Here is a 26,432-nt window from a genome sequence, read left to right on the forward strand (position 1 = left end):
ATCCTCTTTTTCTTGTTTATCCGACAAAAATAGTATTGGCTGGTTAACAGTAATAGACAAATCTTTTTTTTCTACTTTTGTATAATAGAGAGCAAATGAAATGCTGCTGAAAAAGGGGATGAAAAGATGGAACGTCATTACTATACGTACCTGATAAAAGAGGAGTTTGCCAATCACTATTTCGGGCGGGAATCGATTATGTTTGAGCTGTTTCAAGACTATCATTGGACAAGCCTGACAAAGCAGCAGTATGAAATGACAGAAAAACAGATTCAATATATTACACAGCCAATCCCGATTTTACATATGCATCAGCGGTTAAGAATGAATTTAAACAATGCAGATTACAGACAGCTGGATTATATTTATAGATTAGCTTTGCCGAAAGCAAAAGGCCACGCGACGTTTATGATGAAGGAGCACATGATAGAGATTGTGGCTTCGGGGGATTACGAGGCAGAAACGATTTTCTTTGAAGTGTTGAGAAAAGTCAGCCCTTGCTTTCTGGCAATGGACTTCAATTCGAAGAGATATGGATGGCTAAATCCCGTGAAAGAAAGAAATTTTGTCTAAAACCGAAGAAAAAGAGATGTAAATGTTGTATAATAGCTTTTGGTTTAGTACACTTTAAACTAGACAACATGAAGGAGGAAATAAAATGACTTTATGGGTTGGCATCCTAGTGGGCGTTGTTGCATTGCTCATAGGTGTTGCACTCGGGTTTTTTATTGCTCGTAAATATATGATGAGCTATCTTAAAAAGAATCCGCCTATTAATGAACAAATGTTACGCATGATGATGATGCAAATGGGAATGAAACCTTCTCAAAAGAAAATTAATCAAATGATGAAAGCCATGAATAATCAAGCGAAATAATACGTAAAGATTATGATATAGAGAAACATGGTTATAAAATAAAAAACCCTTATACGGGTTTTTTATTTTGCAATGAATCATTACCCGCTACTCTCTAGGCGCTGCTTTTGATATTGTATGAGAAGATGGTCAAGCTCCTGACTGAGCTCTATCGTTATATGAGATGTCATTCCGTTCGCCATGACAATTTGCAGCAGCTCTGCTCTTTTTTTTTCGATTTCATTTAATAGATGCTCTCTAATCACAGGGATGTATCCTTTCATACATTAGATCTTCAAATTGAATGATTATATTATATCCATATTTATACTAATTTTCAAATGAGAAGGAGTACAATATCTCAATGTCAAATTAAATTATATAAGTTTTTTCTGAAAATAGAAATCCTTCAAGGGAAAGTGTTAAAAAAATGAAATGATTTTGTCATAACTTGAAGGAAGGTCAAATCATGAAGGGATGATGACATGGGAGACGTGAATTTATTTTTGACTTTCGGAGCGGGATTTTTATCCTTTATTTCGCCTTGCTGCCTGCCGCTTTATCCTGCTTTTTTGTCTTATATTACAGGGGTCAGCATGGATGATGTGAAAACAGAAAAGCTGCTAATGCAGAAAAGAAGCTTGTTTCATACTTTGTGTTTCTTGCTTGGTTTTTCCATTATTTTTATCGCTTTAGGCTATGGAACTTCGTTTATTGGCAGCCTGTTTAGGGGTTATCACGATGCGATAAGGCAAATTGGCGCGTTGCTTATTATTTTGTTCGGTTTCTTTACGCTTGGCGTGTTCCGCCCTGAGGCGATGATGAAAGAACGGAGAATCCATTTTAAGCATAAGCCAAGCGGATTTTTAGGTTCTGTCTTCATCGGGATGGCGTTTGCGGCGGGATGGACGCCGTGTACCGGACCGATATTAGGTGCTGTTATCACACTTGCGGGCACAAATCCAGGCTCAGCTGTGCCGTATATGATGTTTTATGTACTCGGTTTTGCTGTTCCATTTCTTTTGTTGTCTTTCTTTATCACAAAGCTGAAGTGGATAAGAAAAAACCAGCTTTTGATCATGAAAGCAGGCGGCGTTTTAATGATTGTAATTGGTGTGCTGTTATTCTTTGATTGGATGAGCCTGATCATTATTTTGCTGTCTGATCTGTTTGGAGGATTTACCGGTTTTTGACGAATGGTTACTTTTGCACTACTGCTAATCCCTTTATTTTTGATACAATAAGACTATTATCTGTGGAAATCGATTTTTGGAGGGGAATATGACAAGAGTTTTAGTTGTAGACGACGCCAAGTTCATGAGAGTCAAAATCAGAGAGATCTTGGAAGAGGCAAATTACATAATTGCAGGCGAAGCGGCGGACGGTGAGCAAGCGGCAGACCTGTATAAAAAACTGCGGCCGGACATCGTGACAATGGATATTACAATGCCGGTGAAAAACGGCATTAAGGCACTTCGTGATATCTTAACCTTCGATCCTAAAGCAAAGGTCATCATGTGCACCGCTATGCGTCAGCATAGAATTGTAGCTGAAGCGATTGAGCTGGGGGCAAAAGACTTTATTGTTAAGCCATTCGAAGAAACAAAAGTGTTAGAAGCTGTTAGCCGCGTCATAGGAAATTAAAGTCATTTCTTTTCAAAATGGTTTTTTTTATTGTTTTGGAGTATAGTATATAGTATCAACACTCCGAGAAACAAAGGAATGATAAGTATGATGATTATAGTTTCATCGATTATTGCTGTGTTAATGGCTGTAACTGTGATGGTGGTCAGAATAAAGTCCTCTGACAAGCCCGTTTCACCGAAAAAAATCATTCTTCCGCCCATTTTTATGAGTACGGGAGCGTTAATGTTTGTATTTCCGGTATTTTGGGTGACTGGTGCAGAGTTTTTAGAAGCGATCACTTTAGGCGTGATTTTCTCTATTTTTCTAATCAAAACTTCTAAATTTGAAATTAAAAATAATGAAATCTATATGAAACGCTCTAAAGCTTTTGTCTTTATATTAGTCGGTCTTTTAGTGATCAGAATCGTGATGAAATCGATCTTAAGCACATCAATTGACTACGGCGCACTGAGCGGAATGTTTTGGATTCTGGCTTTCGGTATGATTGTTCCATGGAGAATCGCCATGTATTTATCATATCGTAAACTTCATAACGAGCTGCAGTCAGCTAATATTCAAATGAATTAAAAAACCTTTCCTTCTATCAGGAAAGGTTTTTTATTTGAGAAGGGTCTGATAAGGTTCGAGATCGATTTTTTTGTCTCGCAGATGCCTTTTTAAGAAGGTATGATCTCTTTTAGGAGTAGCGAGAATATAGCCTCTGATTATAAGCTGCTGATCAATCTTTGATACCTTTTCTTTTAATGCAAGCTCACCGATTTTACCTGCGATTTTGGCTTTGGCTGCATCTCTGAACAGCTCTGGAACCGGCAATACCAATTCATTCAGAAATTCTTTGTTTTCATGGCTCCACAAATCCCTGCTGTTTTCGATATAGTAATCCTGCCAATCAAGCTCTGACCTGCCGTCTTCTTTCGGTAAACGCTTTAAAAACTTTCGAAACATAAAAAAACCGCCGATTGATAATAAGACAACCATCGTGATCACCCAAAACAGAATAAACCACAAAAACCAGCCTTCCAGCATCAACCATTCCCCCTTCTATTCTAACCATATTGTATATGAAGCGAGATTAGAAGAACACAGGAAAAAAAGAATAGAAAAAAGTGATAGACGTCTAGTCAAAAGAAAGAATAGATCATATTCTATTGTATAGTGAATCTGCTATTTGGCCATGGGAGAGTCGCTAGAGGGTATTTGACGATAAATGGACGGAAAAAAAGTCACTTTCATAATAGGGGATGAAAGTGACTTTTTATATTAGCTGAGAGGAAATTGAAGAGAAAAAGAAGAACCATCTTTTGTGTCTTTATTGACGGCAACTGTGAGTATTTGATTTTCGCATTCGGTTTGAATGGTTTTGTCATTAAGATGAAAAGGAAGCATCATTTGTTTCTCAATAGTCTGTCCTGACGATTTGACTGTCAAAATAAACTCGCATCCAGACAGGGTAACTGTTACTTGTGTCGGCTGTAAACAAGTCAGATCAGCTTCAATAATATACTGCTGACTTGTTTCATATAAATCAATAGGCAATGTTTCGTCGTACCAGGCGAAGGGGTCTTCAAAAAATTGCCGAAGCCATTCGTCCATACTATCGAAATCATTAGGATCATCACGTTTTGAATGGGTCATGGAAGCATTCCTCCACATATCAACCTTGCTTACCATCATATGCGGAGATGCAGAAATGGGTGAACGCATAAAAAAACAGACACTAAGGTCTGCTTTTCTTACATATCATGGCTTGAATTGTGCTTCTGTTTTGTATGGTTTCGGTTCTTCACTTTTTTGCTTCCGCTGAGAGGCTCCGGCTGACCCGGATTGTGTCCTTTAGGGGCGTTTTTATGCATATCTTTACTTGTATTTTTATTGGTCATGAAATGAGAACCTCCTTAAAAGAGTCCGATGTTATTGATTGGTTTTTCTTTTTTTATTATTTTGGCGTTCCGCTTCAGTCAGTACTAGCTGGTCGTTTTCAACGTATCCGGCACCTTTGCCTTGGCTTTTCGCGTCATTCATTCCGTTAATGACGTGATTCGCTTTTCTTTTGACCATCATTATCACCTCAATCATAATATGGCTTCTTATACTGCGTTATATGAGAAGTCATCAACAGTAATAATTACCGGTACGTTTGTCTGATAAGCCGAACTTATTGTATTTAATAAAAACATTGATATTTACTTATGTATGATTTTGTTTTAATATGAAATTGTGAGAAAATTGTGATGGAATTTACGTTCATCTAGGATGATCTGATCTGAAGGGGGATTTTGGAGAATGGCAAATGAGCAAAAAACTGCAGCCAAAGACGTTTTCCAAGCGAGAAAAACGTTTACTACAAATGGGAAAACCTATCATTACTACTCTTTAAAAGCGTTAGAAGACTCGGGTATCGGGAAGGTTTCGAAGCTTCCTTATTCCATCAAAGTTCTTTTAGAATCAGTATTGCGTCAAGTTGACGGATTCGTGATCAAAAAAGAACACGTGGAAAATTTGGCAAAATGGGGAACTGCCGAATTAAAGGAAATCGACGTTCCGTTTAAACCGTCTCGTGTTATTTTACAAGACTTCACTGGGGTACCGGCAGTAGTAGACCTAGCTTCATTGCGTAAAGCGATGGCAGCTGTCGGCGGAGATCCTGATAAAATTAACCCTGAAATTCCTGTTGATCTTGTGATCGACCACTCTGTACAGGTTGATAAAGCGGGCACTGAAGATGCGTTAGCCATCAATATGGACTTGGAATTCGAAAGAAATGCTGAGCGCTATAAATTTTTAAGCTGGGCAAAGAAAGCGTTTAATAATTATCAAGCAGTGCCGCCTGCAACAGGTATCGTGCACCAGGTAAACCTTGAGTTTCTGGCAAGTGTCGTCCACGCTATTGAAGAAGACGGCGAGCTTGTCACGTATCCTGATACGCTTGTCGGAACGGACTCACATACAACAATGATTAACGGTATCGGTGTTCTCGGCTGGGGTGTCGGCGGAATTGAAGCTGAAGCAGGAATGCTTGGACAGCCTTCTTACTTTCCAGTTCCAGAGGTAATCGGCGCGAAACTTGTCGGCAAGCTTCCAAACGGAACAACAGCTACTGACTTGGCGTTAAAAGTGACACAGGTGCTGCGCGAAAAAGGCGTTGTCGGCAAATTTGTTGAATTCTTCGGGCCGGGAGTTGCTGAACTGCCGCTCGCAGACCGCGCAACAATTGCGAACATGGCGCCGGAATATGGTGCTACATGCGGATTCTTCCCAGTAGATGAAGAAGCGCTCAACTACATGCGCCTGACAGGCCGTGATCCTGAACATATTGATGTTGTTGAAGCGTACTGCAGAAGCAATGGCTTGTTCTACACTCCTGATGCGGAAGACCCTCAATTTACTGATGTGGTTGAAATCGACCTCTCACAAATTGAAGCAAACCTATCAGGTCCAAAGCGTCCTCAGGATTTAATTCCGCTTTCTGCTATGCAGGAAACGTTTAAAAAGCACTTAGTCAGCCCTGCGGGTAACCAAGGGTTCGGTTTAAACGCTGAGGAAGAGAATAAAGAAATTAAGTTTAAACTTCTCAATGGTGAAGAAACAGTTATGAAAACGGGTGCGATCGCTATTGCCGCGATTACAAGCTGCACGAATACATCTAACCCTTACGTTCTGATCGGTGCAGGACTAGTAGCGAAAAAAGCGGTTGAGTTAGGGCTTAAGGTGCCTAATTACGTGAAAACGTCACTTGCACCGGGTTCTAAAGTCGTTACAGGATATCTTGTGAATTCAGGCCTTCTTCCATACATGAAAGAACTTGGTTTTAATCTTGTTGGGTACGGCTGTACAACATGTATCGGAAACTCAGGTCCGCTTTCACCAGAAATCGAAGAAGCGGTTGCGAAAAATGATCTTCTGATTACGTCTGTCCTTTCCGGAAACCGTAACTTTGAAGGACGTATTCACCCGCTTGTTAAAGGCAACTACCTTGCTTCTCCGCCGCTTGTAGTGGCATATGCGCTGGCTGGAACGGTGAACATTAACCTGAAAACCGACCCGATCGGTGTGGGTAAAGATGGTCAAAACGTATACTTTAACGATATTTGGCCGTCAACAGACGAAATCAATTCACTTGTTAAGCAAACTGTTACGCCTGAGCTCTTCCGTAAAGAGTATGAAACGGTATTTGATGACAACGAGCGCTGGAACGAGATTGAAACAACAGATGAAGCATTATATAAATGGGATAACGAGTCAACTTACATCCAAAACCCGCCATTCTTTGAAGAGATGTCTGTTGAGCCAGGCAAGGTTGAGCCATTAAAAGGACTGCGTGTTGTCGGTAAGTTTGGTGATTCAGTCACAACTGACCATATTTCTCCTGCGGGGGCAATCGGAAAAGACACGCCTGCCGGAAAGTACTTGCAAGAGAAAGGTGTTTCTCCTCGTGACTTTAACTCCTACGGTTCCCGCCGCGGAAACCATGAAGTCATGATGAGAGGAACATTTGCAAACATCCGCATCAAAAACCAAATCGCGCCGGGTACAGAAGGCGGATTTACAACGTACTGGCCGACTGGTGAAGTAACATCTATCTATGAGGCGTGCATGAGATATAAAGAAGATAAAACCGGTCTTGTCGTATTAGCCGGAAAAGACTACGGTATGGGATCTTCACGTGACTGGGCTGCAAAAGGAACAAACCTTCTCGGCATCAGAACGGTAATTGCAGAGAGCTTTGAAAGAATCCACAGAAGCAACCTTGTATTTATGGGTGTGCTGCCGCTTCAATTTAAACAAGGTGAAAATGCTGAAACACTCGGCTTAACTGGTAAAGAAGTCATCGAGGTAGATGTTGATGAAACAGTTCGCCCTCGTGATCTTGTCACAGTACGAGCGATCAATGAAGACGGCAATGTCACAACATTTGAAGCGGTCGTCCGCTTTGATAGTGAAGTTGAAATTGATTACTATCGCCATGGCGGCATCCTGCAAATGGTGCTTCGTGAAAAAATGAAACAGTCCTGATGAATCAATAAGGAGAGAAGGCATTTTGCTTTCTCTTCTTTTTATGACAAAGTGTGCTGCGGAGGTGGCATATGCTGAAAAAATGGCTCGCTGGGATCGTACTTATCATGCTTGCCGGGTATATGGGATGGAACTTGTATCAAACATACAGCAAAAAAGAAGTGGGAATTGAAGAGGGACAGCAAGCTCCTGATTTTTCTTTGAAAACGTTATCAGGAGAGAATCGTTCCCTGCAAGACACAAAAGGCAAAAAAGTCTTGCTCAATTTTTGGGCAACTTGGTGTAAACCGTGCCGTCAGGAAATGCCAGCGATGGAACAGCTGCAAAAAGAGCACCCAGACAACCTTGCCATTGTAGCGGTAAATTTCACTTCAGCCGAGAAAAGTGAAAAACAGGTCCGGGCGTTTGCTGATACGTATGATTTAACGTTTCCTATTCTGATTGATAAAAAAGGGATTAATGCTGACTACAACGTGATGTCGTATCCAACGACGTATATCTTAGATGAAAAAGGTGTCATTCAAGACATACACATAGGCACCATGACAAAAAAAGAAATGGAAGAAAAACTGAATCTTGATTAGGTTCAGTTTTTTTATGTTTAGATATGCTTACAAGTTTTCAGAATTGGAAAAAATAAAAGAATATGCGGAGGTGAGAAGAGTGAAGAAGATGAGAAAGCGGTCTTTTCATGAGCTGGTCATGGAGAATAAAAAAGAGCTGATGACCAATACGGAGTATTTGAATCAGCTTGAGGAAAAGCTTGAGCAGCGATTTAAGCAAAAATAACCTTTAAATTGTATTCATGTTTACCCCTCCTTTTGAGAATCCTATCTGTTGAGGAGGGATAAACATGGGAAACAACAAGAAAAACGGTCAGCCTCAATATGCTCCAAGCCACTTGGGTACCAAGCCTGTAAAATATAAAGCCAATAAAGGGGAAAAAATGCATGATACCTCCGGACAGCGGCCGATTATCATGCAGACAAAAGGCGAGTAGCACTGAATCGAGTTTATTTCTAGGAGGTACATCTGAATGTCAAAAAAACAAAATCAATACCAGCAGCCTAATCCTGATGATCGTTCTGATAACGTAGAAAAATTGCAGGATATGGTTCAAAATACAATTGAAAACATAGAAGAAGCAGAATCATCAATGGAATTTGCGTCAGGAGAAGATAAACAGCGAATCAAAGAAAAAAATGCAAGACGCGAGCAGAGTATCGAAGCATTTCGCAATGAAATCCAAGATGAATCCGCAGCGAGACAAAACGGATACCGTTCATAAAAACCAGGGAAACCTGGTTTTTTTCTTTCTGATTTGATTATGGTAAAATGGGGCTAAATTGACGTTAAGGGAGCAGAGTAATCTTGCATGTATCAAAAAAAGAAATAGAAGTGCGTTATGCAGAAACGGATCAAATGGGGATTGTTTATCACGCAAATTATCTAGTATGGATGGAGGTCGGCAGGACGGCCCTTATTAAGGACTTAGGCTTTTTATACAGTGACATGGAAAAAAAAGGTGTCTTGTCCCCGGTTGTCGATATCAATATTTCCTATAAAAAGCCGCTTCATTACGGAGAAACCGCGGCTGTGCATACATGGATAGAGGAATACAACGGCTTTAAAACCGTCTATGGTTATCACATTTATAATCCGGCCGGCGAGCTCTCCATCGAAGCCACCTCATCTCATATTTGTGTGGATAAAGAAAGTTTTAAGCCTATTCAGTTCCGAAAAGCTTTTCCTGATTGGCACGAAGCTTATGAAAAGGCCAGAAAATAGGGAAGTGAACGAGATATGGCGTTTGGCGTGAAACGTGAGGAACTTAACCTGTGGAAACAAGCAGTGAAAAGAGGAGAAATCGCTTTTTTAACACATTACTGGCTGGATGACCGGTTTCCTGAAGCAAAGACTGTAACAAAAGCAGGCTGTGCAGATATTGATAAACTGATACAATGGGGAGCGGCGTACGGTTTAAAAAAAGAATGGATACATAAGAAAAGTGAATTTCCCCACTTTGATCTGCTGGGTGAGACACAAAAATATATTTTGGAACAAGAAAACCTGACCGATCATCTTATACGATTTGGTTTGTAAAAAAAGAACGCACATGATGTGCGTTCTTTTTTATTGGTATTCAAAAACCGGTTCATCTGCGTCTTCTGAAAAGCTGACGAGAAGGTCGTGGTTATCGAAGTACCATAGATCACTTTCTTCAATAAAGAAGGTGATGCCGCCGGCTTCTGCTTTGACGCCAGCCTCTTGTGGGGCATCTTTCGCTACTCCGAGAGAAAAACCCTTTTGAACGTTGCTGCAGCCACCGTAGCGGACAAAAAAACGAACATGGTCTCCGCTTTCTAAATCAAGCTCTTCTTTATACCAGTTCAGTGCATCTTCGTTAATCGTCATATTCATAACAGAACACCCCTTTGTTCTTGGTTTGAATTTTCTCTATTATAAACTCATTAGACTATTCAGTGTCAAAAGAGAAGATTTTTACGTTTATAACCATTTTACTTTAGGTTCTGTTTTATTGATAATTCGTTTAATGTTTGCCCGGTGTCTGTATATCACAAAAATAGTGAGCAGGATAACGACAATCAATAAATACTTATCATGAACAAAGAGACTATATATCACAGTATAGATCCCTGTTAACATTGATGACAGAGAAACAAACTTAGTCAAGTATAAAAAGATGAAAAACACCGCGAGCATCGTGATAAATAAAAGTGGAGCGTAAAATAGCAAAACGCCTCCGGATGTTGCGACGGCTTTGCCGCCTTTAAATTTGGCGAAGACGGGAAACACATGGCCTAAAACCGCAAAGACTCCTGCAAGAAGCGGGTGAATATCAACATGCATGAGAAAAGGCAAAGCAGTTGCCAGCGTCCCTTTTAAAATATCTCCGGCTATCACGATCGAACCAGCTTTTACGCCAAGCGTACGGAATGCGTTGGTGGCGCCTAAGTTGCCGCTTCCGTGCTCTCGAATATCAATTCCTTTGGCAAGCTTGCCCACAATTAAGCCAGATGGAATGCTGCCTATCAAGTAGGCCAAAATAATCAATAAAGCAATTAACATCTACATTTCTCCTTTTTCAAAATCCCTTCTTTTTATTTTAACATGAGATGTCATGATCTGATGATAAGTTTTTTTGTAAAGTTTACTTACATACCCAATCGAATATGCATCATATTTTGATTTCTGCCATTTTAATCGTGTAAAATAGATAAAAAAGGAGTGTTCATGATGCAAAACCCTTCCAAAGCGGAAATTAAAGAGATTCTTGATAAAAGCAAACGAATCGCGGTAGTCGGGCTTTCAGACCGGCCGGATAGAACGTCTTATATGGTTTCCAAAGCGATGCAGGATGCAGGCTATGAGATCATTCCCGTTAATCCTACAATTGATGAGGCACTTGGTGTTAAAGCAGTTTCATCTTTACAGGAGATTGACGGTCCGATCGACATCGTCAATGTATTTCGGCGCTCAGAACAGCTGCCAGGCGTGGCGGAAGAGTTTTTAAAGACAGATGCTCCAGTATTTTGGGCACAGCAAGGACTGGCAAACGAAGAAGCTTATGAGATGTTAAAGGGAAAAGGCAGAACGGTGATCATGGATCTGTGCATAAAAGTGGCTCACGCTGTAACAAAATAGACGCAGAACTGCAAAAATCCTTGTGAATTCAAGGATTTTTGCTTTTTAATTTTAAGATATTGTTTGCGTATTACGGTGAAACAGATACAATAAAGCTTGAACAGCTTTTTGAAATACCTTGTCTAACTGGGTTTCGGCCGTTCGATTTGCGAAGGCCTGCTGCTTTATATATAATAAACAAACATACGTTCTCGTGATGTGAAAACAGCATATGCCGATGCTTTGCGAACTGATTCGTTCGCTCTATGTTGCGATTGCAAACATATTGGTTATAATGAGGAGTCCGAGGCAGTACCGGCTCAAGGCGAGGTTTAAAAATATTTTATACAATTGATACGCAACACTGAAAAAGAGAAAGACAATGTTAGTTTTTGAAAGGGGTTTGTACGTTTGGCTAGAAAACAGCAATTTGATTACAACGAAGATGCCATACAGGTGCTCGAAGGCCTTGAGGCCGTCAGGAAAAGGCCGGGTATGTATATTGGTTCTACTGACGCGCGGGGCTTGCACCACTTGGTTTATGAAATCGTAGATAACTCTGTCGACGAGGTGCTCGCCGGCCATGGAGACCACATTATCGTCAAAATACATAAAGACAACAGTATTTCTGTACAGGATAGAGGCCGCGGAATGCCGACCGGAATGCATAAGCTCGGCAAACCAACCCCTGAAGTGATTTTAACGGTGCTTCATGCCGGAGGAAAGTTCGGCCAAGGCGGCTATAAGACGAGCGGAGGGCTGCACGGAGTTGGTGCATCAGTCGTGAATGCTTTATCTGAATGGCTGACGGTGACCATTGAGCGGGACGGTTTCGTCTATCAGCAGCGATTTGAGAATGGAGGAAAACCGGTTACCTCTCTCGAAAAGATCGGCAAAACAAAAAAGACAGGAACGCTGACGCACTTTAAGCCAGATTCAACAATGTTCAGCACAACGACTTATAATTTTGAAACGCTTTCTGAGCGCTTAAGAGAATCTGCGTTTTTGTTAAAAGGATTAAAAATCGAGCTGATTGACGAGCGCAATGATCAGCACGAGGTCTTTTGTTATGAGACCGGCATAGAAGCGTTTGTCGCTTACTTAAATGAGGAAAAGGACGCCTTGTCTGAAGTGGTTTCGTTTGAGGGAGAGCACCATTCAATCGAAGTGGATTTTGCGTTCCAGTTTAACGACGGCTATTCTGAAAACATTTTATCGTTTGTTAACAACGTCAGAACAAAAGACGGCGGAACTCATGAATCGGGTGCAAAAACAGCGATGACACGTGCTTTTAATGAATATGCGCGAAAAGTGGCTTTGCTGAAAGAAAAGGATAAAAACCTGGAAGGCACCGATATAAGGGAAGGTCTATCAGCCATTATTTCCGTCCGTATTCCTGAGGAGCTTCTTCAATTTGAAGGACAAACAAAAGGAAAGCTCGGGACCAGTGAAGCAAGATCAGCAGTCGACGCGATTGTTTCAGAGCAGCTTGCTTACTTTTTAGAGGAAAACCGAGATACCGCAACGCTGCTTGTTAAAAAAGCAATCAAAGCGAGCCAGGCGCGCGAAGCGGCACGCAAAGCCCGTGAAGAAGCAAGAAGCGGCAAAAAACGAAAAAAATCAGAAGCGACATTAAGCGGAAAGCTGACGCCTGCGGGTTCGAGAAACCCGGCAAAAAATGAATTGTATCTCGTTGAGGGCGATTCAGCAGGCGGGTCAGCCAAGCAGGGAAGAGACCGCAGATTCCAAGCGGTTCTGCCTTTACGCGGTAAGGTCATTAATACGGAAAAAGCTAAGCTTGCAGATATCTTTAAAAATGAAGAGATCAATACGATCATTCATGCGATCGGCGGTGGAGTCGGAGCGGATTTCTCAATCGATGACATCAACTATGACAAAATCATCATTATGACCGATGCCGATACAGACGGCGCTCACATTCAAGTGCTGCTTCTCACGTTTTTCTATCGCTATATGAAGCCGCTCATTGAGCACGGCAAGGTGTTCATTGCACTGCCTCCTTTATATAAGGTCAGCAAAGGGAGCGGGAAAAAGGAAATCATTGAGTACGCATGGTCTGACGAAGAGATGGATGATGTCTTGAAAAAAGTCGGTAAAGGCTATACCATTCAGCGATATAAAGGTCTTGGAGAGATGAATGCAGACCAGCTGTGGGAAACGACGATGAATCCGGAGTCCCGTACGCTTGTCAGGGTCAAAATTGACGATGCGGCACGTGTAGAGAGACGTGTGACGACGTTAATGGGAGATAAAGTAGAGCCGCGCAGAAAGTGGATTGAGAAAAACGTCGCTTTCGGTTTAGATGAAGAAAGCAATATTTTAGAAAATGAAAACTTATCGGTCGCTGAGGAGGTTTAATGATTGTCACAGCCAGAATTATTTCATGATTTACCATTAGAAGAGGTGATAGGCGACCGTTTTGGACGCTATAGTAAATACATTATTCAAGACAGGGCGCTTCCTGATGCGAGAGACGGCTTAAAGCCCGTACAGCGCAGAATTTTGTATGCGATGCATACAGATGGAAATACGTTTGATAAAAACTTCAGAAAAGCAGCCAAAACGGTCGGTAACGTCATCGGTAACTATCATCCGCACGGTGACAGTTCGGTTTATGAAGCAATGGTGCGGATGAGCCAGGATTGGAAAGTGCGTAATGTGTTAATAGAAATGCATGGGAACAACGGAAGCATCGACGGAGATCCTCCGGCTGCCATGCGTTATACAGAAGCGAGGTTATCTCCGATCGCGTCTGAGCTTTTGCGGGACATTGATAAAAACACGGTTGAATTTGTGCCGAACTTTGACGATACGAGCAAAGAGCCTGTCGTGCTCCCAGCGATGTTTCCTAACCTATTGGTCAATGGATCGACCGGGATTTCAGCAGGATACGCGACCGACATTCCCCCTCATCATCTTGGAGAAGTCATTGATGCTGTCATTAAACGCATTCAAATGCCAACTTGCTCTGTTGATGAGCTGATGGAAGTCATTAAAGGGCCTGATTTTCCGACAGGCGGTATTATTCAGGGCGTTGACGGCATAAAAAAAGCTTACGAAACCGGAAAAGGAAAAATCATTATCCGCGGAAAAGCTGAAATTGAAGGAATCAGAGGCGGCCGTGAACAAATTGTCATTACGGAAATTCCATTTGAAGTCAACAAAGCCAACCTTGTGAAAAAAATGGATGAGTATCGCATTGATAAAAAGGTTGAAGGCATCTCAGAGGTTCGTGATGAAACGGACCGAACAGGGCTGAGAGTGGTTATTGAACTGAAAAAAGAAGCCGATGCCAAAGGCATTTTGAATTTCTTATATAAAAATACAGATTTGCAAGTGACCTATAACTTTAATATGGTGGCTATTCATAACCGCCGTCCGATGCTGATGAGCCTGCCGTCTATTTTGGATGCATATATCGGCCATCAAAAGGAAGTCGTCACAAACCGGTCTGTTTATGAGCTTCAAAAAGCAAAAGACAGACATCACATCGTAGAAGGTCTCATGAAAGCTCTGTCTATTTTGGATGATGTCATTGCAACAATCCGTTCTTCAAGCGATAAGCGTGACGCTAAAAACAATTTGACAGCGAAATATGACTTTACAGAGCCTCAGGCTGAAGCCATCGTGTCATTGCAGCTTTATCGTTTAACCAATACAGATATTACAGCGCTTAAGGAAGAGGCAGAAGAGCTTGGCAAAAAGATTGAAGAGCTCGAATCCATTCTGAGCAATGATTCAAAGCTGTTAAAAGTGATCATAAACAGCTTAAAAGCATTGAAAAAGAAATATGCAGACACGAGACGTTCCGTGATTGAAGAAAAAATTGAGGAAATTAAAATCAATCTCGAAGTCATGGTTGCGTCTGAGGATGTATATGTGACCGTTACGAAGGATGGTTACCTAAAACGGACGAGCCAGCGTTCATTTGCGGCTTCTAATGGTCAGGATTTCGGCATGAAAGATACGGATAGGATGCTGCATCAGTTTGAAATGAATACGACGGATGTGCTGCTGCTCTTTACAAACAAAGGAAGCTACATTTATTGTCCGGTTCACCAGCTGCCTGATATCAGATGGAAGGACATGGGGCAGCATTTTTCAAACCTAATCACCATTGACCGTGATGAAACGATTGTAAAGGCGATACCGATAGAAGAATTTGATCCGTCGGCATATCTTTTGTTCTTTACGAAAAACGGAATGGTGAAAAAGACAGAGCTCACCCATTATAAAGCACAGCGTTATTCTAAAGCGCTTGTCGCATTAAATTTGAAGGGTGAAGACGAACTGATTGATGTACATGTAACAAATGGGGAAAGCCAGATCTTTATGGCTACTCATTTAGGATACGGCCTTTGGTTTGGAGAAGACGAAGTAAATGTAGTTGGCGCGCGTGCGGCAGGTGTCAAAGGGATTAACTTAAAAGAAGATGACTTTGTTGTCTCCGGAGAGATCCTTCAAGAATCTGATTCCATTGTATTGTTCACGCAGCGGGGAGCGGTAAAACGCATGAGTCTTTCCGAGTTTGAAAAGACATCCCGTGCAAAACGCGGTGCCGTGATGCTAAGGGAACTGAAGAAGAACCCTCACCGTGTCGTTGCGCTGTTCGCTTGCGGTCTTGAACAGCGGCTTATGGCGGAAACAGAAAAAGGCGACAGAAAAGAACTGCAGGCAAAAACTTTACGGACAAACGACAGATACAGCAATGGCTCTTTCTTTATTGATGAAGAGGAATCAGGCAAGATCACAGCTGTCTGGCGCCTTCATACAGAACAATAATAAAAAACCCGCTCATATCACGTGAGCGGGTTTTGTTTGTTTTTATCAGCTTTCATGGTTGGTGAAAAGATCTGTTACGGCATGAATAACTTCGATTCCTTGCCATACAAATAAATTCAGCGCCGTGAAAGAAAACAAGCCTAAAATCACCATTCTTAAGATAAACAACATGTTTAACAGCCTCCTCATATTTCGTTATATTATCAGGTGATGTTGAACATGAAGTTTGTCGAAATAAGACGATTGATAAAATTTGGCCAATATAAAGCTTTTTTTCCGCTGACGCCTGCGGGTGTATCCCGTACTTTTGCTTTCAGCGGTCAGAAGCAGAACAGCCATTGCCCAAAAAGCAGTCAGCGCAAATGCTCCTGTGATGGATTTCTTCTCATCATCAGCATTTTGACCGGCTTTCATCTCATGCATTTCCTGCTGGTCGGCTACGGCTTTATAATGATGGCCGATATCAAAGGCGTGGGGAATGGAGAACAAATGAAAACTGGCAATTGCCAAAAATAAGATGGACGCTTTCAGTATCGTTACTTTTTTCAAATGATCTCCCCCTCCTTTAATATTACTGAATATTTTTATAATAATACCCTAACCCATCCTAAAAGTAAACTTGATTTTTTAAATTTAAAAATAAAATTTCACTTTGTTAAGTATATATCTTTTTTCTTATTATTGAAAGTGAAATTTCTTTTATTAGTGTATGTATACCCATTATAAGAGGTGATGAAAAACACATTTAAGATGATATGTTTGATGTTTAAGGATTATTCCTTCATAGGAAAATAATAGAGAGGGGGAGGTAATGACTGAACCTCAATCTAGGACAATCATCTTCACGAAAAAACTTCCTAATTCGACATATTGTGATATAATAATACTCGTTATGTTAAAAAATCTAACATCAAGATCGAATTCACAATGAATTGATGAAAACGGGAGGTAAATATGGAGGCTTTTTTCAATAGTTTGATTAATATTCCAAGTGATTTCATCTGGAAATACCTATTTTATATTTTAATAGGGCTTGGATTATTTTTCACCATACGTTTTGGTTTTATCCAATTCCGTTACTTTATTGAAATGTTTAGAATCGTAGGGGAGAAACCCGAGGGAAATAAAGGTGTTTCATCTATGCAGGCATTCTTTATTTCTGCCGCATCCCGAGTCGGTACAGGGAATTTGACTGGTGTCGCCTTAGCGATCGCGACAGGCGGACCAGGCGCTGTATTTTGGATGTGGGTCGTAGCTACTGTAGGCATGGCTTCAAGCTTTGTTGAGAGTACATTAGCGCAGCTTTATAAGGTGAGAGACGGGGAGGACTTCCGCGGAGGCCCGGCCTACTATATTCAAAAGGGTCTTGGAGTCAGATGGCTTGGCATCGTTTTTGCTGTCTTAATTACTGTCTCGTTCGGCTTAATTTTTAATGCTGTTCAAACAAATACAATTTCAGGCGCATTGGATGGCGCATTCCATGTGAATAAAACGGTTGTCGCCATTGTTCTGGCGGTTTTAACTGCGTTTATTATTTTTGGCGGTTTAAAACGTGTTGTCGCTGTTTCACAGTTAATTGTGCCGGTTATGGCAGGCATTTATATTCTTATCGCTTTATTTGTTGTTATCACCAATATTACAGCTTTCCCTGGCGTTATCGCTACAATTGTTAAAAATGCTTTAGGCTTTGAACAAGTTGTCGGCGGCGGAATAGGCGGCATCATCGTTATCGGTGCGCAGCGCGGGCTTTTCTCAAACGAAGCAGGAATGGGGAGCGCGCCAAACGCGGCTGCAACAGCTCATGTATCCCATCCGGCAAAGCAAGGATTTATTCAAACTTTAGGCGTATTTTTCGATACATTTATCGTATGTACGTCCACAGCATTTATTATTTTGCTATACAGTGTAACACCAAAAGGCGATGGCATCCAAGTAACACAGGCTGCTCTTAACCATCACATTGGAGGCTGGGCGCCGACTTTCATCGCAGTCGCAATGTTCTTGTTTGCTTTCAGTTCAGTAGTCGGAAACTATTATTATGGCGAGACAAACATTGAATTTATTAAAACAAGCAAAACATGGCTGAATATATACCGTATCGCTGTTATTGCTATGGTTGTATATGGATCTTTATCAGGTTTCCAAATCGTTTGGGATATGGCGGACCTCTTTATGGGCATCATGGCGCTGATTAACTTGATTGTGATTACGCTGCTGTCAAACGTTGCTTACAAAGTATATAAAGATTACGCGAAACAGCGTAAACAAGGACTTGATCCTGTATTTAAGGCGAAAAACATCCCAGGGCTGAAAAATGCTGAAACATGGGAAGATGAGAAACAAGAAGCGTAATATCAATATAAAACAAGGCTGCATTCAGTTGTTGAATGCAGCTTTTTCATTGTTGGAAATAAATTTAATTTTTCGACTCGATTGAAAAATGACGTGTAAAGTCCCGGTTCAGTCCAGTTTTCTTTGTTCTATATGTGTCAGGTGTAACTAATTCAATAGAGAAAGAGCACATTGACAGGCTTTTACACCTTCTAAAAACAAGAAATTAGGTTGATAGACAATCAAGAGAAAGATTTTTACAATGAGTTCGTGCTCATAAGAAGTGGAGAGCCAAAATGATGAGAAGGAGGAAAAGATAGATATGAAACGGTCAATCTCTATTTTTATTACGTGTTTATTGATTGCGGTATTGACGATGGGCGGCTTGCAGGCTTCGCCGGCATCTGCAGCAGGAACAAAAACGCCAGTAGCCAAGAATGGCCAGCTTAGCATAAAAGGGACACAGCTCGTAAACCGAGACGGTAAAGCGGTACAGCTGAAAGGAATCAGTTCACACGGATTACAATGGTATGGCGATTTCGTCAATAAAGACAGCTTGAAATGGCTGAGAGACGATTGGGGCATCACCGTTTTCCGCGCGGCAATGTATACAGCAGACGGCGGTTATATTGACAACCCGTCTGTGAAAAACAAAGTGAAAGAAGCAGTTGAAACAGCAAAAGAACTTGGGATATATGTCATTATTGACTGGCATATTTTAAATGACGGCAATCCAAACCAAAATAAAGAGAAGGCGAAAGAATTTTTCAAGGAAATGTCAAGTCTTTACGGAAACACGCCAAACGTCATTTATGAAATTGCAAATGAACCAAACGGCGATGTGAACTGGAAGCGGGATATTAAACCGTATGCGGAAGAAGTGATTTCCGTTATCCGAAAAAATGACCCCGACAATCCCATCATTGTAGGTACCGGTACATGGAGCCAGGATGTGAATGATGCAGCCGATGATCAGCTAAAAGATGCAAACGTCATGTACGCACTTCATTTTTATGCCGGCACACACGGCCAATCTTTACGGGATAAAGCAAACTATGCACTCAGTAAAGGAGCGCCTATTTTCGTGACGGAATGGGGAACAAGCGACGCGTCTGGAAATGGCGGTGTATTCCTTGACCAGTCGCGGGAATGGCTGAATTATCTCGACAGCAAGAAAATCAGCTGGGTGAACTGGAATCTTTCTGATAAGCAGGAATCATCCTCAGCATTAAAGCCGGGAGCATCTAAAACAGGCGGCTGGCCGCTGTCAGATTTAACTGCTTCAGGAACATTCGTAAGAGAAAACATTCTCGGCAACAAAGATTCAACGAAAGAACGCCCTGAAACGCCAGCACAAGATAATCCCGCAAAGGAAAACGGCATTTCTGTACAATACAAAGCAGGGGATGGGGATGTGAACAGCAACCAAATCCGCCCGCAGCTTTCCATAAAAAATACCGGGAATACCAAGGTTGATTTAAAAGGTGTCACTGCCCGTTACTGGTATAACGCGAAAAACAAAGGACAAAACTTTGACTGTGACTACGCGCAGATTGGATGCGGCAATCTGACCCACAAGTTTGTGACGCTGCATAAACCTAAGCAAGGCGCAGATACCTATCTGGAACTGGGGTTTAAAAAAGGAACGCTGTCACCAGGAGAAAGCACAGGGAATATTCAGCTTCGTCTTCACAATGATGACTGGAGCAATTATGCACAAAGCAGCGATTATTCCTTTTTCCAATCAAATACGTTTAAAACAACGAAAAAAATCACATTATATCATCAAGGAAAACTGATTTGGGGAACAGAACCCAATTAGTTAAGCTTTAGGCGGGCATCAGCAATGATGTCCGTTTTCATATCTTATACAGCAAAACAAGGAGGTTTACGTAGTGGACGAAACACTGAAACAGTATATGATGTTGTTCAAGGAAATGAATAATGTGATAAATGGTCCGGATTATCCAGGTAAGGAAAAAGACATTCAACATCAAAAAGAACAGATCGACGCTTACGGAAAACAGCTGCAGCAAGGTTTTTCAACCGATTATGACTACGATGTATTTGCTGACTCGGTTATCAAATGTGCATATGGCGATATGACGCTGGAAGATTTAGAAGCCGTTTATTATGGATTGAAAACATCATTTTTTTAATGTAGACGTGCAGCAGTAACATTTTAATTTCTGTCTCACTTACTTAAGTATACTTTAATGATGAGACAGAAATTCATTTATTTCTTTAACTTCCTAGAATATATATTATGTTAACTAGAATAATCGAGTTTAAGTTAACGTATCAATTTTCTTCTTATCTACACTTTCACCCTTTTGTTTGTAATAGCAAAAAACCTTTACGTCCTCAATAAATAAATTTAATCGGTCATAAAGGTTTTTTCAGTTAGTTGTTCGTCTCACTCATTTCATTTTCTAACCAATCAAATATATACATATTGTTCTATACAGTACGGCTAGCTCTTTGACATGTGTTTATCAGCAACCTCTAGGTTATGTCACTTGTTGCTGGTCTTCTTGATCAAGTCCACGCCAGCATATGCCAGACTTTCCACACTTGTATCCTTCTGCAGGATGTAATGATCAAAAAAGTTCTTCGTATAGTCTGTAACAAGATTTCGCATCTCCATAGCATCTCGTTCGCCTCTGAGTTCCTCGTTCACACTGGTAAACATGATGTCGCAGTAATCTAAATGCGCAACACGATCAACAGAGAAATAATAGGTTTCCATGCTATTGTTAGCGCCAATGATCGCATTCATGTTATAGTTCGGTTCACAAAACAGCAGCAAAAAGGGTTTCTTAAGGTCGCTGTCCAGAAGGCCGAACGCACCGATATCCAAGCCAATCCCGCAGGCGAACCGGTCGTCGTCCCGGCAAACAATCGCCGTTGTAGGCCCTCCATAAGAATGTCCGACTATGCCCATGCCGATATCAAGCAACAATCTGCCCTTAAAAATGGAATTCAGCTCTCCGGAGTCCAGTGTTAACTCGCCAAGAATCGGCAGTGTAAGCACGTTACGGCACATCTCAATGGCAGTTTCATCGTCAGGACGCATCTCCATCTTACCAGACAACGCCAGCATCTCCGGATCTTCAGAAAACGCCAAAATGGCATCAGAAAAATCCTTTGATACATTAAACAGGCGCCCATCTTTACGCTTATACATCGTGCTATTCTGATGGCCGATGCTTACCACCACATATCCCATGCTTGCCAAGTCTGTACAGATCACTGTGCCCCATTCTGGAGAACCGCCTCCGCCGCAAACATAGAATAACACCGGATAACGCTTTTCTTTCCCAGAGAGAGCAAGGTCGTCATAACATTGGGTCTTGATATCGATAGAGAAAACATCCTTCAACGCAGTGACAAGGGTCTGTTCGTTAAACATCTCGTAGACTTCAGGAAACATGTATGTTGATGTATTCTTCCCTTCGCTGCTGTCGGACGGATAGTACACAAACGCCGTCAGTTCTCTTTTTGAGTGATCTGATGCCGTGTACTCAAAATCCATTTGGGTTCGCCCGACAGTATAGCCGCCAATTGGTTCTGGAAATGCATCATAAGTTTTCATTCTCTTCTTCCCCCTTAATGAATAAAGTGACGAATGTGAAATACATACATTGCGATATAAGCGCTGAATACTGTGAAACGATTACATCAAAGGATTTGCTAATCTTGAATAGTCTATTATGTTTTTTTCTTTGAATTTTGAGGTCGGCTAGAAGTAGAACTAATAAGTTTAAACGAGCTATTTTTTTCGTTGTTCTTTTTATTTGTATGAGCGTATACATTGAGTAGCACTTCCATTCTCTTTAAAATTTTGTATCATCCTTTATCCGTTGTTAAGAAGGCTTGCTAATTCAGCGCAATGATTGCTTCTTTTTTTCGCTGCAAAAATCTTAATAAAATCGCAGTTGATGTCACAAAACCTCCACTTGACCGAAATGTCGTCCTCCCCCCTGCTATCAACGCTATTAAATAAAATAATGCCCTCATCAATATTCTTCTTTCTATTTCTTCCAACCCTGTTGATCCCTAAATACAAATCAAGCTAAAAATAGTCCCTTTTCTTTAAAAGACCATTCATGTTTTTTAAAACGTCCCAATTTATTCCGTTAAGCATCATTCTTCTTTTTTACAGGAAAGAATCATTCCGTCTGAACCTTACGATATACATATAGTATCCGAATCATATGGTGAAGGGCGGAGGTTATGGTGAAAACGAGTATTATTGTTCTGACTTATAATCAATTAGCTTTAACAAAACAATGCTTGGAGAGCATATGGGAGCATACGAATAATGACTGTATAGAAGTAATTGTTATAGATAACGGCTCTCTTGACGGTACACGTGACTACCTCAAACAGATATCTTCAATTAAAGCGATTTTTAACAAAACGAACGAAGGCTTCGCAAAAGCCTGCAATCAGGGACTTGAAGCTGCCTCAGGGGACAATATTCTTTTTTTAAACAATGATACTGTTGTAACACATCAATGGCTGGAGCCGATGATCAAGCTGCTTTATCAGGATGATAAAATCGGCATGGTCGGACCTGTAAGCAATTATGTCAGCGGTCCGCAGCAAGTTCCCGTTGACTACACAAATATTGAGGGAATAGAAGATTTTTCCCGCCTTTACTGTTTGCAGCAGCGAGGCAAGTCAAAAGCTGTATTGAGGCTCGTAGGGTTTTGCCTGCTTGTCAAAAAGGAGGTGTTGGACGAAGTCGGCAGTTTTGATGAACGTTTTGAAGGCGGTTCATTTGAAGATGATGATTTAAGCCTTCGTGTACTACAAGCCGGTTATCAGCTGAAAATTGCTCTGGATTCGTTTGTCCACCATCACGGTCATGCTACGTTTACAGGCAATCCAGATTTGAGCATCAGTCGATTATATGGAGAAAATCGACAACGCTTCATCGGAAAATGGAAGGTGGATGTAACAACATTCTTTGATTCTCAGCCTCAACTGACAGCATTTGTGCCCGTGGAAGCCGGCACTATCTTACATATCGGCTGCGGCGCGGGAGCTGCGGGGACAGAACTTTTGAACAGGCAAACTTGTACATTGTATGGAGTTGAGAATGATGAGTTGTTACAGACCATTGCAAGCGCATATTACGAACAAGTCATTTCGGCAGATGTGGAAACATCCGATCTCCCCTACCCTGATGCCTTTTTCGATGCAATTTTGATCGGAGACCTTTTAAACTGCTCGATGAATCCCAGACATACGATTGAGACTCTTGCCGTTTATTTAAAGCCTTCAGGCTCGCTGATTTGCAGCATCCCAAATACTGCCTATGCAGATTCATTTTTCTCTTTATTACTCTGTGCATCGACACACACACATTTCATCACACCTCACAACGTAAATATGTTATTTCCTGAATATCTTTATAACATAAAATCCATCACCTCCCATTCCAACGATACTGAATCACACATACAGCTCTTTTTACAAGAAATGCAATTTCTTGCCGGGCAATTTGGCTTGTCTTTGGATCACTTGTCAAAACATGCCCATATTGATTACATGTTTGTTCATGCCATAAAGAAAAAACAGAATGAAACGGAGGTGGCCATGTGATTTCAATCAGTTTATGTATGATTGTGAAAAATGAAGAAGCTGTTATTGGGCGATGCTTAGATTCTGTGCAAGGGATAGCTGATGAAATTAACATTGTGGATACCGGCTCGGATGACGAGACGAAAAACATCGTTGCTCGTTATACAGACCGAATTTTTGATTTTAAATGGATCGACGATTTTGCGGCAGCCCGAAATTTTTCGTTTCAGCAGGCAACAGCCGACTATATTTTATGGCTTGATGCCGACGACGTGTTTACCGAGAAGGATCAAAAGCTGTTGCTACATTTAAAAAGAACGCTTGATCCACGTGTTGACGCGGTTTCAATGAAATATCATTTGGCATTTGATGAAGAAAACAACGTCACATCCAGCTTAAGAAGATACCGGCTCGTAAAACGGGAGAAGGGTTTTAAGTGGATCGGCTCTGTCCATGAATATTTAGAAGTGTACGGAAATCTTCACCATAGTGAAGCGGCGGTTTCTCACATGCCACTTAGTCATGACGCAGACCGAAATTTGCGGATTTATGAAAACATGGCCTCTTCGGAAAAGGATTTTTCGCCAAGAGATTTATTTTACTATGCGAACGAGTTGTGTGATCACGGGAAAATAGAAAAAGCAATTGAGTACTATTTGCGTTTTTTGAAAACAAAACAGGGATGGATAGAAGATAATATTAGAGCGTGCAATAAATTAGCCGATTGTTATCATTCACTAGGGCTGAAGGAAAAAGAATTAAGCTGGGTGCTTCACACACTCGTCTATGGGCCGCCTAGAGCCGAAACCTGCTGCAGGCTGGGATTCTCTTTTTTAGAAAAAAATGATTTTCAAGGTGCGGTCTATTGGTATGAAAAAGCAATGGAAAACAGAGGCACGGAAAGCTTGGCTTTTCAAAACCGCGCATGCGCCACCTGGCTGCCCCACCTACAATTAGCCGTCTGCTATGATAAGCTTGGCGAGCATCAGCTTGCCTATCAGCATAATGAATCGGCTTTACAATACCGTCCTCATGATTCAAGAATGCTAGCAAACAAAAAATACTTTGAAGATATTCTGCAGAAGCAAGCTAGTTCGGGAGGTGAACAGCATGGAAATTAATAAACGGTCACAAGCTGAGTCTATGAAAGAGTATCAGCTAAAAGATAAAGCGTATTACAAAGGAGTCAACTGGAAACTGTTTGAACTGGTAGGGCCTCATGCAAAAAACATTCTTGAAGTCGGATGTGCTGAAGGCTTGTTTGGAGCAGCTGTTAAGGAAAAAACGAATTGCTCGTATTATGGGATTGAATCATATCCACCAGCTGCCGAAAAAGCAGCTCATCACATTGACGAAGTAATAATGGGAGATATTGAAACACTGAAGCTGCCTTTTCAAATAAATACATTTGATCATATCATCTTCGGCGATGTATTGGAACATTTAAAAGACCCGTGGGCAGTTTTAGGTAACCTCAAGCCTTATGTGAAAGAGACAGGAAGCATTTTAGCAAGCATCCCGCATATCGGGCATATCTCAATTTTCGAAAGTCTGCTGTCCGGCAAATGGACGTATACACAGGCAGGGCTGCTCGATAAAACACACCTCCGTTTTTTTACCTTGCAGGAAATGAAAAAGATGTTTCATGAAACAGGTTACAAGATCAGTCAAATTGAGCCCATTCCCTTTACAACTGCCTATTATGAAAAAATGATCAGTAAACTGGCTCACGTCAGGGCTTGCATGGGTATCCACTACACAGATTTTGAGGAGGAAGTCAGAGCCTATCAATATGTCATAAAGGCAGAGAAAAGATGAATCAGCATACAAATGAAAATTCAATTAGCTTTATTACATGTGTGAATGACGATACCCTTTATGATCTCTGTCAGCGGCATATCCAATCTCTTTCAGTCCCGCCTCATATGAAGGTAGAATTAATTAATATCCGAGACACAGGCAGTATGGCCTCCGGCTACCAGGCGGCAATGGAGGACTCAGACTCAAAATATAAAGTGTATTTACATCAGGACACATTTATCATCAATCGCTCCTTTATTTATGATATCCTCCATGTCTTTCAGCAGAATGATGGTCTGGGCATGATAGGTGTCATAGGAGCTGAAGAAGTGCCGCAAAGCGGGATTTGGTGGGAGGCTTCTAAAAAAGTCGGAAAAGTCATTGAATACCGCAATACGTACAGCTATTTGTTATTTGATGAAATTGATGAAACTGTCAAAACAGTTCAAGCATTAGACGGTTTATTGCTGGCTACTCAGTACGATATTCCGTGGCGAAAAGAGGTTTTTGACGGCTGGCATTTGTATGACATTTCTCAATGCTTTGAGTTCAGAAAAAAAGGATATGAAGTCGGCATCCCTCATCAGAAAGAGCCATGGGTCTTACATGCATGCGGCAATGAATTTGATTCAGACCAGTATTCTTTTTACCTAGAGAAATTTTCCCGTGAATATTTCAAAACTTGATAAATCTTTCATTGGGCACAACAAGAAACCTACTTTATAAAAAGTAGGTTTCTATTTTG

The 26,432-nt window shown here is 41.2% G+C and carries 32 protein-coding genes; 22 read left to right on the top strand and 10 right to left on the bottom strand.

Going from position 1 to position 26,432, the window contains the following annotated elements; all coding sequences use genetic code 11:
- The first annotated feature begins 126 nt into the window (after positions 1-126).
- Both sirA and G4P54_RS10240 read left to right on the top strand, forming a co-directional pair.
- Positions 127-573 (top strand): sporulation inhibitor of replication protein SirA, encoded by a 447-nt coding sequence (gene sirA / locus G4P54_RS10235; protein ID WP_167872583.1) that lies wholly within the window; start codon positions 127-129, stop codon positions 571-573.
- An 85-nt stretch (positions 574-658) separates the two neighbouring features.
- Entirely contained in the window at positions 659-877 is a 219-nt protein-coding gene (locus G4P54_RS10240; protein ID WP_003153994.1) for a YneF family protein, read from the top strand.
- Positions 878-957: 80 nt separating this feature from the next.
- Here G4P54_RS10240 and ynzD read toward each other — a convergent pair whose 3' ends face one another.
- Entirely contained in the window at positions 958-1,122 is a 165-nt protein-coding gene (ynzD, locus tag G4P54_RS10245) for an aspartyl-phosphate phosphatase YnzD (RefSeq protein WP_081719945.1), read from the bottom strand.
- Positions 1,123-1,341: 219 nt separating this feature from the next.
- Here ynzD and ccdA point away from each other — a divergent pair, with 219 nt between their 5' ends.
- The 3 genes from ccdA to G4P54_RS10260 all read left to right on the top strand — a co-directional run bounded on the left by ccdA (position 1,342) and on the right by G4P54_RS10260 (position 3,070).
- Positions 1,342-2,049 carry a cytochrome c-type biogenesis protein CcdA gene (ccdA, locus tag G4P54_RS10250; RefSeq protein ID WP_167872584.1) on the top strand — a complete coding sequence of 236 codons (708 nt, stop codon included), beginning with the start codon at positions 1,342-1,344 and terminating at the stop codon, positions 2,047-2,049.
- An 88-nt stretch (positions 2,050-2,137) separates the two neighbouring features.
- Complete coding sequence (locus tag G4P54_RS10255) at positions 2,138-2,500, top strand: response regulator (protein ID WP_024715922.1); 363 nt, start codon at positions 2,138-2,140, stop codon at positions 2,498-2,500.
- Positions 2,501-2,578: 78 nt separating this feature from the next.
- Complete coding sequence (locus G4P54_RS10260; RefSeq protein WP_081719917.1) at positions 2,579-3,070, top strand: CcdC family protein; 492 nt, start codon at positions 2,579-2,581, stop codon at positions 3,068-3,070.
- Between the two features lie 30 nt (positions 3,071-3,100).
- Here G4P54_RS10260 and G4P54_RS10265 read toward each other — a convergent pair whose 3' ends face one another.
- The 4 genes from G4P54_RS10265 to sspO form a co-directional block, all read right to left on the bottom strand.
- Positions 3,101-3,529, bottom strand: a complete 429-nt coding sequence (locus G4P54_RS10265) for a DUF2621 domain-containing protein (protein ID WP_024715920.1) — start codon at positions 3,527-3,529, stop codon at positions 3,101-3,103.
- 234 nt (positions 3,530-3,763) lie between these two features.
- Positions 3,764-4,156 carry an outer spore coat protein CotM gene (gene cotM / locus G4P54_RS10270; RefSeq protein ID WP_081719916.1) on the bottom strand — a complete coding sequence of 131 codons (393 nt, stop codon included), beginning with the start codon at positions 4,154-4,156 and terminating at the stop codon, positions 3,764-3,766.
- A gap of 80 nt (positions 4,157-4,236) precedes the next feature.
- Positions 4,237-4,383, bottom strand: a complete 147-nt coding sequence (locus tag G4P54_RS10275; protein ID WP_167872585.1) for a small acid-soluble spore protein P — start codon at positions 4,381-4,383, stop codon at positions 4,237-4,239.
- Positions 4,384-4,414: 31 nt separating this feature from the next.
- Complete coding sequence (gene sspO / locus G4P54_RS10280; protein WP_003221239.1) at positions 4,415-4,561, bottom strand: small acid-soluble spore protein SspO; 147 nt, start codon at positions 4,559-4,561, stop codon at positions 4,415-4,417.
- Between the two features lie 225 nt (positions 4,562-4,786).
- On the opposite strand from sspO, the gene acnA reads away from it, so the two are divergent.
- From acnA to G4P54_RS10315, 7 genes are all read left to right on the top strand, one after another.
- Entirely contained in the window at positions 4,787-7,516 is a 2,730-nt protein-coding gene (acnA, locus tag G4P54_RS10285) for an aconitate hydratase AcnA (protein ID WP_167872586.1), read from the top strand.
- 71 nt (positions 7,517-7,587) lie between these two features.
- The gene (locus tag G4P54_RS10290) at positions 7,588-8,100 is read left to right on the top strand and encodes a redoxin domain-containing protein (protein ID WP_167872587.1); all 513 of its coding nucleotides are present in this window, start codon (positions 7,588-7,590) and stop codon (positions 8,098-8,100) included.
- A 79-nt stretch (positions 8,101-8,179) separates the two neighbouring features.
- Entirely contained in the window at positions 8,180-8,305 is a 126-nt protein-coding gene (locus tag G4P54_RS10295) for an FbpB family small basic protein (RefSeq protein ID WP_003244964.1), read from the top strand.
- A 64-nt stretch (positions 8,306-8,369) separates the two neighbouring features.
- Positions 8,370-8,516, top strand: coding sequence for an acid-soluble spore protein SspN (gene sspN / locus G4P54_RS10300; protein WP_003231569.1), 147 nt, complete (start codon positions 8,370-8,372; stop codon positions 8,514-8,516).
- Between the two features lie 36 nt (positions 8,517-8,552).
- The gene (tlp, locus tag G4P54_RS10305) at positions 8,553-8,804 is read left to right on the top strand and encodes a small acid-soluble spore protein Tlp (protein WP_024715915.1); all 252 of its coding nucleotides are present in this window, start codon (positions 8,553-8,555) and stop codon (positions 8,802-8,804) included.
- 83 nt (positions 8,805-8,887) lie between these two features.
- On the top strand, positions 8,888-9,304 hold the full coding sequence (locus tag G4P54_RS10310; protein WP_167872588.1) for a YbgC/FadM family acyl-CoA thioesterase: 417 nt from the start codon (positions 8,888-8,890) through the stop codon (positions 9,302-9,304).
- A gap of 15 nt (positions 9,305-9,319) precedes the next feature.
- On the top strand, positions 9,320-9,619 hold the full coding sequence (locus G4P54_RS10315) for a hypothetical protein (RefSeq protein WP_024715913.1): 300 nt from the start codon (positions 9,320-9,322) through the stop codon (positions 9,617-9,619).
- A gap of 30 nt (positions 9,620-9,649) precedes the next feature.
- On the opposite strand, the gene G4P54_RS10320 is transcribed toward G4P54_RS10315, so the two are convergent.
- Complete coding sequence (locus tag G4P54_RS10320) at positions 9,650-9,937, bottom strand: HesB/YadR/YfhF family protein (protein WP_167872589.1); 288 nt, start codon at positions 9,935-9,937, stop codon at positions 9,650-9,652.
- A gap of 87 nt (positions 9,938-10,024) precedes the next feature.
- Positions 10,025-10,606 (bottom strand): glycerol-3-phosphate 1-O-acyltransferase PlsY, encoded by a 582-nt coding sequence (gene plsY / locus G4P54_RS10325; protein ID WP_167872590.1) that lies wholly within the window; start codon positions 10,604-10,606, stop codon positions 10,025-10,027.
- A gap of 168 nt (positions 10,607-10,774) precedes the next feature.
- On the opposite strand from plsY, the gene G4P54_RS10330 reads away from it, so the two are divergent.
- From G4P54_RS10330 to parC, 3 genes are all read left to right on the top strand, one after another.
- A complete protein-coding gene (locus G4P54_RS10330) occupies positions 10,775-11,182 on the top strand; it encodes a CoA-binding protein (protein WP_024715910.1) in 408 nt (135 codons plus the stop codon).
- Positions 11,183-11,572: 390 nt separating this feature from the next.
- A complete protein-coding gene (gene parE / locus G4P54_RS10335) occupies positions 11,573-13,540 on the top strand; it encodes a DNA topoisomerase IV subunit B (RefSeq protein ID WP_167872591.1) in 1,968 nt (655 codons plus the stop codon).
- Between the two features lie 3 nt (positions 13,541-13,543).
- Positions 13,544-15,964: a DNA topoisomerase IV subunit A gene (gene parC, locus G4P54_RS10340; protein ID WP_167872592.1), complete on the top strand. Its 2,421-nt coding sequence runs from the start codon at positions 13,544-13,546 to the stop codon at positions 15,962-15,964.
- 45 nt (positions 15,965-16,009) lie between these two features.
- On the opposite strand, the gene G4P54_RS21480 is transcribed toward parC, so the two are convergent.
- Entirely contained in the window at positions 16,010-16,135 is a 126-nt protein-coding gene (locus tag G4P54_RS21480) for a hypothetical protein (protein ID WP_003231548.1), read from the bottom strand.
- A gap of 24 nt (positions 16,136-16,159) precedes the next feature.
- On the bottom strand, positions 16,160-16,513 hold the full coding sequence (locus G4P54_RS10345) for a hypothetical protein (RefSeq protein WP_167872593.1): 354 nt from the start codon (positions 16,511-16,513) through the stop codon (positions 16,160-16,162).
- A gap of 405 nt (positions 16,514-16,918) precedes the next feature.
- Here G4P54_RS10345 and G4P54_RS10350 point away from each other — a divergent pair, with 405 nt between their 5' ends.
- The 3 genes from G4P54_RS10350 (at position 16,919) to G4P54_RS10360 (ending at position 20,454) form a co-directional block, all read left to right on the top strand.
- A complete protein-coding gene (locus G4P54_RS10350; RefSeq protein ID WP_024715906.1) occupies positions 16,919-18,316 on the top strand; it encodes an alanine/glycine:cation symporter family protein in 1,398 nt (465 codons plus the stop codon).
- 301 nt (positions 18,317-18,617) lie between these two features.
- Positions 18,618-20,117, top strand: coding sequence for a cellulase family glycosylhydrolase (locus G4P54_RS10355; RefSeq protein WP_167872594.1), 1,500 nt, complete (start codon positions 18,618-18,620; stop codon positions 20,115-20,117).
- Positions 20,118-20,190: 73 nt separating this feature from the next.
- Positions 20,191-20,454 carry a YnfE family protein gene (locus tag G4P54_RS10360; protein WP_024715904.1) on the top strand — a complete coding sequence of 88 codons (264 nt, stop codon included), beginning with the start codon at positions 20,191-20,193 and terminating at the stop codon, positions 20,452-20,454.
- 356 nt (positions 20,455-20,810) lie between these two features.
- Here the strand turns inward: G4P54_RS10360 and G4P54_RS10365 are convergent, their stop codons facing one another.
- Positions 20,811-21,890 (bottom strand): alpha/beta hydrolase, encoded by a 1,080-nt coding sequence (locus G4P54_RS10365; protein WP_167872595.1) that lies wholly within the window; start codon positions 21,888-21,890, stop codon positions 20,811-20,813.
- A gap of 641 nt (positions 21,891-22,531) precedes the next feature.
- Between G4P54_RS10365 and G4P54_RS10370 the strand changes: the two genes are divergently transcribed.
- From G4P54_RS10370 to G4P54_RS10385, 4 genes are read left to right on the top strand one after another with little or no spacing between them, the layout of a single operon-like run.
- Positions 22,532-23,908 carry a glycosyltransferase gene (locus G4P54_RS10370; protein ID WP_167872596.1) on the top strand — a complete coding sequence of 459 codons (1,377 nt, stop codon included), beginning with the start codon at positions 22,532-22,534 and terminating at the stop codon, positions 23,906-23,908.
- Positions 23,905-25,008, top strand: coding sequence for a tetratricopeptide repeat-containing glycosyltransferase family 2 protein (locus G4P54_RS10375; RefSeq protein WP_167872597.1), 1,104 nt, complete (start codon positions 23,905-23,907; stop codon positions 25,006-25,008). Before G4P54_RS10370 ends, G4P54_RS10375 begins: the two co-directional genes overlap by 4 nt.
- Positions 24,998-25,705 carry a class I SAM-dependent methyltransferase gene (locus tag G4P54_RS10380; RefSeq protein ID WP_167872598.1) on the top strand — a complete coding sequence of 236 codons (708 nt, stop codon included), beginning with the start codon at positions 24,998-25,000 and terminating at the stop codon, positions 25,703-25,705. Before G4P54_RS10375 ends, G4P54_RS10380 begins: the two co-directional genes overlap by 11 nt.
- The gene (locus G4P54_RS10385; RefSeq protein WP_167872599.1) at positions 25,702-26,373 is read left to right on the top strand and encodes a glycosyltransferase family protein; all 672 of its coding nucleotides are present in this window, start codon (positions 25,702-25,704) and stop codon (positions 26,371-26,373) included. The genes G4P54_RS10380 and G4P54_RS10385 overlap by 4 nt, the downstream gene beginning before the upstream one ends.
- Positions 26,374-26,432 lie beyond the last annotated feature (59 nt).

This window comes from Bacillus tequilensis (assembly GCF_012225885.1).
GTDB lineage: Bacteria > Bacillota > Bacilli > Bacillales > Bacillaceae > Bacillus > Bacillus tequilensis.